This is a genomic window from Gemmiger formicilis, assembly GCF_900167555.1.
In the GTDB taxonomy this organism is placed as follows: domain Bacteria; phylum Bacillota; class Clostridia; order Oscillospirales; family Ruminococcaceae; genus Gemmiger; species Gemmiger formicilis.
The window spans coordinates 1-7,741 of the sequence record NZ_FUYF01000033.1 but is presented as its reverse complement, the minus strand read 5'-3'; the positions used below and the strand labels follow the sequence as shown (position 1 = coordinate 7,741).

Genomic DNA, 7,741 nt, shown 5'->3' with positions numbered 1-7,741 from the left:
GGGCGATGGAAGGCGAAGTTGTCAATACCCACCGCACCGACAAGCGCCGTTTCCGCGTCATCCGTTTTGTTCGTCCCCGTCAGTCTTACACCGGGCATCTGACCCGGCATTCAACACCAACGGTAACGGACGAGGAAGCGCTGCGTGAAAGTGAGGTTGCATTGCTTCTGCACGCCCTCGCCAAGCGGGTAACGCCCCAGCAGATGGAAATTATCCGTCTGCGCACCAAAGGCTACCAGACGAACGAGATTGCGCAGATGCAGAACACCTCGCTGTACCATGTGAACACGCTGCTGGATAACGCGCGGTTCATCGTGGTGGAACTGTGCAGAGATGCTTAAAGGGAGGCAAGGACAGAATGAAAAAGCGGAAGCTGGAGCTTTACATTACCGGCAAACTCATGTCCGCACTGATGGTGGGCAGACCCGCCATCTTCAGTACGGGCGGCGAGATGTACCATACGGCTCCTGTGGTGAAGATTCACGAAACCGAGACGCAGGAGATCCACTTTGAAACATCCACCACCCATTATTACATCAAGCCTCGCCCTTTTGTACTCGCGGTCCTCAACCCGCGCCGACAAACGCTGGCCGCGTGTGCGTAAAGGGTTGAATGTTCGCAGAATTATTTAATTACAGCCGTGGCGGCGCTTTGCTGCCACGGCTTCTTTTGACGGAATAAGAGGTGAAATTGACTATGTATGAAGAAAAAGTACGCAAATTTAAGTGTTATTACTGCCCGGACTGCAAGCTCTATGCCGGGTCTGAAACGAAAATAGTTCACGGTCGGCGCATGAAACCGAACACAAAATACTGCACCGGCGGCAAAAAAATCATCATCTTTCGCTCTGATGACCCCAAGGTAAATGTACCGAAATGGTGTCCTAAGCGGCGCGTGCCGCCCACATTGCGGATTTACCACTTCCGTTCACCGGAAATCGAGGCAGGAGAGAGCATGCTTGCGGCCAACGGAATCTCGTTTTTCCCATACCCCAGCCGCTATGCAGTGCGGTATGAGGGAGAGTCACCTTATACGGCGATGGAATTTGCAAAGCAAATCAAAAATCATTCTTTGGCAGAGTTGCTCTCTATGCAGCTATTGCCCTATGAAATTCTGGAAATCGACGATGGCATCCGCCCGTACTGTTTCCTTGTAGAACGTCTCGGTCACGTGCGGTGCATCCGCTTCAAAAGCGACATTGCACGCAAAAGTAAGTATGAAGAGTCAGGCGGCAAAGCGATTTGATCCTATGGAATCATGCAGATGTTCCATTCACAGTCACCTGTAAAAGCGTCAAATCAGGCTGCCGCAGTGCGTTTATTGCTTGCCTCAAACCTATAAATGCGCTCTTTTGACAAAAAGGAATTGTTGCAGAAGGTCCCCGTGATTTTGAATTGATTGCTGCGGTTATTGATACTAAAGTAGGTAAATACAAATCATTCGCGAGGCATACTCAAACTTTGAACAGCTACTGAAAAAGCCAGAGTAATGAAGGAGGGAAACGTGTATGAATAGCCAACGGGCAATTCTTAGCAATGAATCCAATTATACAGTTTTCCGTGTGGGGGATAAGGTAATTAGATTTCGCGCACCATATTCATTGGAGCATTATACAGAAGTAAAAGAATGGAATCATGGTTATATTGTAGCGATGGCAAAGTATAAACAGAATGACAGGCCTGAAGAAGAGTATATTGATTTAATTCCTGTTTTGAAAAATTTATATTTTGATCCAGATACATTTTTGGCTCCGATCAAGGAAGTGAGCGTGGTAAATGGTTAATGTTAAAAATATAGCCGATGAGGCAGATATGATCATAAATGAACGTTATGAAATCGATGAACTGGCCGATGCGGCAGGTGGATATTTTGCGATGCCGTCAGCGGACGAACTTGCCTACACCGAACTTTTGTTTGACGTCTGCGACCAATTTGGAATCCATTACTATTCTGCCGATAAGAAAGCGCGCGCATTTGTTGAAGAAGTGACACGCGTGACGTGGGCAAAGCAACAAGAAGAAAAGACCGGGGTACAACAGAGTATCCGCCCTGCATTTACCGCGTAAAAGAGAATATGTATATGCCAGCCGGAAGGGATTTACTTCCGGCTGGTTTTTTCTAGAGGAGTATTAAAGGGAGTAAGTCTGTGCAATGTATCTATGTAACCGCTCAAGCACAGCCGTCAAGCAAAAATAAAGCTGGAGCCGAATCCGGCTCCAGCAAGCCTCAAATTTTCTTCTTGCAAATGTCAGGCAGCTTGTCCGACTACGGCAGCAGATCATTTAAGAACGCGCGGTCATTCGGATCATGCTCCCGGCCATAAAGATGTTCTGCAATCTCGTCCAGTAAAAAGCGGAAATACTCATACGGCTTCAAATTGTTGGCCTTGCCGTTTCTGCAATGCTGTAGAGAATCGCACTGGATTGTGCTCCTCTGGGCGTGTTGAGCATAATCCAGTTTTGCCCGACTGTAAAGGGACGATTTATTGCGATTGGTTTCGTATCATGCACGTCAAATAAAATCCTCTGCTTGCAGTTAAGGATGCACGGAACTTGTATCCGGATGAGGAATAAAAGAAATCTTTTTACTTGTCAATCTGCTGTAAATTATCGACTGAATTTGTGCAAAGCTAACAAAGTGAAAAAGAGAGCCGTTCTCGCCTTGACACTCCACAAAGAATGTGATATTGTAGTATTATACAGAATAAATCGTTATTCAAGTGCCTGATTTGTTTGCGCCTTACAAAAAAAGAAAAATGTACGTGAGCAGCGTCGTTGGATTGTTACCGTTTGGCGGGCTAGACCAACTCTGCATAGCACAAGCCGAAAGCGTGTTTCAGCCTTCGGTATGTTTGCTGTGTCAAGGGTGGTCTTTTTTTATTGCCTTTTTCAACCCGAGGAGAAGAAACAATGCAATATACCGTCAAAAAGCCAATCAACAACAACATTTTGCGCGTGGTGGACCCCACGGGCTGTGAACTGATCGTCACCGGGCGCGGTTTGGGCTTTGGTGTTAAGCCGGGCTATAAAATCGAGGCTGAAACCGCAGAGTGCAGCTACCGCATGACCAGCCCTGCCGTGCAGCAAAAGTTGGTGGAACTTCTGGAACGGATTCCGTATGAGCATCTACTGCTCACCGATGAGTTGGTAGAAACCATCCGGCAGCGGCTGAAATACCCACTGAATGAAAGCCTGCTCATCACGCTGGCCGACCACATCAGCTTTGCCATTCAGCGCAGCGAAGAGGGTATTCGCTTTTCTAACCCGTTGATGACTTCCATTCGGGAATTCTACCCGGAAGAGTATCACCTTGGCGTGGAGTGCCTTGCCACTATCCGCCAGCGCTTCCATGCAGACCTTTCGGACGACGAGGGCGGCTTTATTGCGCTGCACATCGTCAACGCAGAGCTCAACACCACCATGAGCGTGGTGAACGATGTCACCCGCTTTGTGGATGGCTGCGTGCAGGTAGTGGAATGCTTTTACAACTTCCATTTTGACCGGGATGCACTGGATTTCAGCCGTTTTACAGTGCATTTGCGCTTTTTTGCACAGCGCGTATTTCAAGGAAAACAGGAGCAGGAAAACGATACCCATGACGAAGTGTTCCGCGCCCTGATCGCCCGCAATTGCAGCGAACACTACAAATGCGCCTGTTGCATTGCGGAGTATGTGCGCAATACCTGGCACAAGGAGCTTTCGGACGAGGAACTGGTGTTCCTTACCATCCATCTGAAACGGATTTGGATGGGGAAATAAGCTTTTTGTTTCACCTTTGATTCTCCACAGGTCTTTCCTGTGTAGATATATGCTGGATACGAACTTAGGAAAAGGAGAACTTAAGATGAAAGACAAGATCTTTGGCGTGCTGCAGCGCGTGGGACGCAGCTTTATGCTGCCCATTGCACTGCTGCCTGTGGCGGGCCTGCTGCTGGGCATCGGCAGCTCGTTCACCAACGAAACGATGCTGGCGGCTTATGGCCTGAACAGCGTCATCCATCCGGGCACCCTCATTTATACCATTCTGGACGTGATGAGTCAGACCGGCAATGCGGTGTTCAACAATCTTGCGCTGCTGTTCGCCATGGGCGTAGCCATCGGCATGGCTCGCAAGGAAAAAGAGGTCGCAGCACTGTCCGGTGCAGTGGCCTATATCATTATGAATACGGCCATTCAGGCCATGATCAATGCGGCGGGCGGTGTAGAAGCTATGCCTGCCAACTCCACCACCACCATGCTGGGCATCACAACGCTGCAAATGGGTGTGTTCGGCGGCATCGTGGTCGGCCTGGGCGTGGCGGCACTGCACAACAAATTCTATAAGATCGAGCTGCCGCAAGTGCTGGCCTTCTTTGGCGGCACACGCTTCGTGCCCATCGTCAGTTCTATTGTGTATCTGGTGGTCGGCATTGCCATGTTCTATATCTGGCCGGTGGTGCAGAACGGTATTGCCGCGCTGGGTGCACTGGTGCTGGCTTCCGGCTACGCAGGCACCTTTATTTACGGCCTGCTGGAGCGTGCGCTGATTCCCTTTGGACTGCATCATGTGTTCTATATGCCGTTCTGGCAGACCGCTGTGGGTGGCACCGCCATCATCGACGGCGTGACCGTGACCGGCGCACAGAACATCTTCTTTGCCGAGCTGGCTTCCAAGTCCACCACTGTATTCTCGGTCAGTGCTACCCGCTTCATGGCCGGTAAGTTCCCCTTTATGATGTTCGGCCTGCCCGGCGCGGCGCTGGCTATGTACCAGTGCGCCAAGCCTGAAAAGAAAAAGGCGGCAGGTGGCCTGCTGCTGTCTGCTGCGTTGACGGCTTTCCTCACCGGCATTACCGAGCCGCTGGAATTTACCTTTATCTTCGTGGCACTACCCATGTACGCGGTGCACTGCGTACTGGCCGGTCTGTCCTTCATGTTGATGCACATCCTGAATGTGGGCGTAGGCATGACCTTCTCCGGCGGTCTCATCGATCTGGTGCTGTTCGGTGTGATGCAGGGCAACGCCAAGACCCACTGGGTGTGGGTGGTCGTGGTCGGTGCGGTGTACTTTGTGCTGTACTACATCATTTTCCGCTTTATGATCTCCAAGTTTGACTACAAGACCCCGGGTCGCGATGATGCCGAGGAAGTCAAGCTGTACACCCGTGCGGACGTGAACGCCCGCAATGCTGCTTCCGGCAGTGTGCCTGCCGGAAATGACCCGGTCAGTGCACTGATCGTGGAAGGTCTGGGAGGTGCCGCTAATCTGGCCGATGTGGATTGCTGTGCAACCCGTCTGCGCTGCACGGTCAAAGATGCGGCATTGGTCAAACAGGATGTGCTCAAAGCCTCCGGCGCCTCCGGCGTGATCTGCAAGGGCAACGGCGTACAGGTGGTGTATGGCCCCAAGGTGGCCGTCATCAAGGCAAAGCTGGAAGATTATCTGGAAAGTGCACCCAAAGACCCGGGTGCCGCTCCCTCGCCGGCAGCCGCACCCGCACCCGCAGCAAAGGATACCGTGCTGTCTGCCTGCCTGAACGGTACGGTAGTGCCGCTGGCCGATGTGAAGGATGAAGCCTTTGCCAGCGGTGTACTGGGGAATGGCATTGCCATTGAGCCTTCCGACGGTGAACTGGTGGCACCTGCTGACGGTGAGATCTCCTCCACCTTTGAGACCCACCATGCCGTAGGCATGACCACGGCTGACGGTGCCGAACTGCTGATGCACATCGGCATCGATACGGTCAAGCTGGGTGGCAAGCACTTTACCTACCTCGTCAACGATGGCGACAAGGTAAAGAAGGGCCAGCCGTTGATCCGCTTTGAGCTGGAAGCCATTAAGGCCGAAGGCTATCCCGTGACCACGCCGGTCATTGTCTGCAATACCGATGACTATGCCGCTGTCGAAGCTAAAGCCAGTGGCACCGTAAAGCAGGGTGATGCGTTGCTGGAACTGAAGCGCTAAGCGTTTCTCCCCAACTGTAAGACGGGGTTGTTATAAAGGAAAAAGCTATTCCGATAAAGGCAATGTCACTAAGTTAAATAGGCAATCCCTCTACACCAACGCAGAAATTGGTATAGAGGGATTTTTTCTTCTAAATACTTGACAATAGGCTCAGAATGTGCGGCCACTTTGCTTACCGAAGTAAGCAAAGAGGTCCTTATAGAGGTTGTGGCGAGGAAGCTTATCGCCGCTGGATGGAGTACAACAGAAAGAAGACAATTTGCGGGGAAAATCGCAACAGCTATTCCAAGACAGACACAGATGCCACTTTTATGCATATGAAAGACGACCATATGCGCAATGGTCAGCTAAAACCCGGATATAATGTTCAGTTTGCTGTCAACAGCGGTTTCATAACCGGCATTGGCGTATTCAGCAACAGAACAGACTTCGGCACGCTGATTCCGTTTTTGACCTATTTATGGCATAAGCACGGAAAATCCTATCGCAATGTCGTGGCTGATTCCGGCTATGAAAGTCTGGCCAATTACCGCTGGCTGTTTGAAAATGGCCAGACCGCATTTATTAAGCCCGCCAACTATGAATCGGGGAAAAAGCGTTCTTCAAAGTCACAGGTTGGCAGAATGGAAAACATGGGCTATTACGAACCGGATGACTGCTTTATCTGCAAGAACGGCAGACATTTGGATCTCAGTTCTCACTATACCTCCCATGCGAAGGACGGTACAGAGCGCAAAATCTCTGTTTACCGCTGCGAGGACTGCTCCGACTGCCCTTACCGTGCAGCCTGCTGCAAGGCTAAAGACAGCGAAAGGCTCAAGGAAATTTTTGTCTGCTGGGAATTTCAGAATCTGCGCAATAATTCGTATCACAACATTACCACCGAGGAAGGAAAGTTGCTGCGCTGCAACCGTTCTATTCAGGCAGAGGGTGCCTTCGGACAGCTAAAGCACAATCGGAATTTCAAGCGTTTCCTTACCGGCGGCAAGGTCAAAGTTCTGGCTGAGCTTCTGTTCTTGGGGCTTTCCCAAAACATTGCTCATCTGCTGGCAAAGTGCAACAGTGGACTGCAAAATCTGCATTTGATTCAGCCTAAAGCATACCTGAATTTCTGATTTTTGAAGAATTGGAAAACAGGCTCCTCTGGAAAACAATCGTTATTCAGAAGGGCCTGTTTGAGTTATCTCTTTTTGGAAAATCAGGGGGCCTATGGCGAGCGTTTTGGTGCTTTTGGAACCGTTTAACCGTAAAGGGGCTGCTGCACTTGGAATTTTTCCTTGTGCAACAGCCCCTTTTCTATTATCGATTCACATCAAAAATTTCAATGCAGCGTACAAACAGCACGCACTGTTCTTGGTATAAATCCTCGTCAAATACACCGTTTACTACGGAATATTTTCGCAAAAGATTTTTGTACCTCGCAAACAGTTCTTCAAAGGCCGATGTACTTCCCAATTTAGCTGAGAGTAACAGTTCCATAAAAGTCATTTTACATCCCCCATTTCGGCTCTCAGCTTTTTAATGCTTCTATAATAGGCAGATGCCACTCCTTTTTCTTTGAGTCCTGTTTCTTGAGCAATTTCCTTAAAGGGCTTTCCTTTTAGGGCATACTCTGTGACAACAAACCTCTCTTTGAGACTTAATTGCTGCATAGCAGCCATCAGTTTTTCATTTTGCGGCTCCATTCTGCTCCACATATCATACCCGGCGGTTCTAAATTCGGATTGTTCTGCCTCCTTTTTAGTTCTGGTTTCTTTTTCATGCTCTCTCTGTTTCTTCTTTATGTAAGATTGGCGTT

The 7,741-nt window shown here is 49.8% G+C and carries 10 protein-coding genes; 8 read left to right on the top strand and 2 right to left on the bottom strand.

Features of this window, described 5'->3' with window-relative positions:
• The 8 genes from B5D32_RS15430 to B5D32_RS13575 form a co-directional block, all read left to right on the top strand.
• The coding region (locus tag B5D32_RS15430) for a hypothetical protein (RefSeq protein WP_478292488.1) at positions 1–341 on the top strand (341 nt) is incomplete at its 5' end.
• Positions 342–358: 17 nt separating this feature from the next.
• The gene (locus B5D32_RS13610) at positions 359–604 is read left to right on the top strand and encodes a hypothetical protein (RefSeq protein ID WP_078785519.1); all 246 of its coding nucleotides are present in this window, start codon (positions 359–361) and stop codon (positions 602–604) included.
• 92 nt (positions 605–696) lie between these two features.
• Entirely contained in the window at positions 697–1,245 is a 549-nt protein-coding gene (locus B5D32_RS13605) for a hypothetical protein (protein ID WP_078785518.1), read from the top strand.
• Between the two features lie 262 nt (positions 1,246–1,507).
• Positions 1,508–1,783, top strand: coding sequence for a DUF7724 family protein (locus tag B5D32_RS13600; protein WP_078785517.1), 276 nt, complete (start codon positions 1,508–1,510; stop codon positions 1,781–1,783).
• Positions 1,776–2,066 carry a hypothetical protein gene (locus B5D32_RS13595; RefSeq protein WP_078785516.1) on the top strand — a complete coding sequence of 97 codons (291 nt, stop codon included), beginning with the start codon at positions 1,776–1,778 and terminating at the stop codon, positions 2,064–2,066. Before B5D32_RS13600 ends, B5D32_RS13595 begins: the two co-directional genes overlap by 8 nt.
• An 843-nt stretch (positions 2,067–2,909) precedes the next feature.
• Positions 2,910–3,758 carry a PRD domain-containing protein gene (locus B5D32_RS13585; RefSeq protein WP_078785515.1) on the top strand — a complete coding sequence of 283 codons (849 nt, stop codon included), beginning with the start codon at positions 2,910–2,912 and terminating at the stop codon, positions 3,756–3,758.
• 85 nt (positions 3,759–3,843) lie between these two features.
• Positions 3,844–5,943, top strand: a complete 2,100-nt coding sequence (locus B5D32_RS13580) for a PTS sugar transporter subunit IIABC (protein ID WP_078785514.1) — start codon at positions 3,844–3,846, stop codon at positions 5,941–5,943.
• Between the two features lie 233 nt (positions 5,944–6,176).
• Positions 6,177–7,058: a transposase gene (locus B5D32_RS13575; RefSeq protein WP_159447059.1), complete on the top strand. Its 882-nt coding sequence runs from the start codon at positions 6,177–6,179 to the stop codon at positions 7,056–7,058.
• 184 nt (positions 7,059–7,242) lie between these two features.
• Here B5D32_RS13575 and B5D32_RS13570 read toward each other — a convergent pair whose 3' ends face one another.
• Entirely contained in the window at positions 7,243–7,422 is a 180-nt protein-coding gene (locus B5D32_RS13570; RefSeq protein ID WP_242943475.1) for a helix-turn-helix domain-containing protein, read from the bottom strand.
• A 5-nt stretch (positions 7,423–7,427) separates the two neighbouring features.
• Positions 7,428–7,741: sigma-70 family RNA polymerase sigma factor (locus B5D32_RS13565; RefSeq protein WP_143402778.1), on the bottom strand; the 314-nt coding region annotated here is incomplete at its 5' end.